1 protein-coding gene is annotated in these 1,171 nt (G+C 70.2%); it reads left to right on the forward strand.

Features of this window, described 5'->3' with window-relative positions; translation table 11 throughout:
- Positions 1 to 150 precede the first annotated feature (150 nt).
- The coding region (locus ACQKIP_RS47925) for an enoyl-[acyl-carrier-protein] reductase FabV (protein WP_427745921.1) at positions 151 to 1,171 on the forward strand (1,021 nt) is incomplete at its 3' end.

Consider the following 1,171-nt stretch of genomic DNA (forward strand, 5'->3'; position numbering starts at 1 on the left):
AGCCAGTGCAGACACCTCCAAGCCAGGCCGGTCAACGTTGTACTGGTCGCAACCCCCAAGTTTCTGCGCACGGTCGCAGACTCGCACGACGGGGTGGCCGGGGGCGGCCGCCGCGTCCTTGTCCGTGACGACACCTGGGGACATCACACCGTGAGCGAACGCGTCATCGCGCCCAAGAGCCGGGGCTTCCTGTTCCTCGACTCCCACCCGGACGGCTGTCGACGCCTGGTGGAGGAGATGTGGAAGGCCGTCCCGGCCACGGCCCTGGCCAAGGGCGAAGGACCGGTGGCCCTGATCATCGGCTCGTCCGCCGGGTACGGCCTGGCCGCGACGATCGCGGGCCTGGCCCAGGTGGGCATCCGCGGCATCGGCGTCTGCTTCGAAAAAGCGCCCGCACGGCGCACCGGAACGGCCGGCTGGTATCGCACCGCCGCCACCGCCCGGCTCGCCCACCGCCACGGCCGCGACATGGTCTTCGTCAACGGCGACGCGTTCAGCGACACCGTCAAGCAGCAGGTCGCCGATCTGCTCTCCGAGCGGTTCGGCGGCCGGCTCGACTACTTGATCTACTCGGTGGCCGCGCCCCGCCGCACGGACCCGGACACCGGAACCGTGTACGCCTCGGTCCTCAAGCCGGTCGGCTCACCGCACACCACCAAGACCCTCGTCTTCGACGAATCCGGCGTTCCTGAGGTCAAGAAAGTCACCACCGCGCCGGCCGAGGGCGACGACATCGACCAGACCCGGGCGGTGATGGGCGGCACCGACTGGGAACGGTGGATCGACCTCCTGGCCGGCCGCTCGCTGCTCGCCGAGGGCTTCACCACCGCCGCCCTGTCCTACATCGGCTCGCCACTCACCGCGGCGATCTACCGGCAGGGCACCATCGGCTCCGCCAAGGCCCATCTGGAAGCCACCGCACACACGCTGGACGAACGCCTCGGCAAGAGTCTGGGCGGCCGGGCGGTGACCTCGGTCAACGCCGCAGCCGTCACCCAGTCCTCGACCGCCATCCCCGGCATCGCCTTGTACGCGGGGCTGCTGCGCGGAGTCCTTGGCGAAGCCATGGTGACCCCCATCGGCCAACTGGTGCAGCTATGGGACCAGCTGACCGACACCCGCCCCCTGACCCTCGACGACGAGGGCCGCATCCGCCTGGACGCCTGGGAAC

The organism is Streptomyces sp. NPDC059900 (assembly GCF_050270335.1).
Lineage (GTDB): Bacteria > Actinomycetota > Actinomycetes > Streptomycetales > Streptomycetaceae > Streptomyces.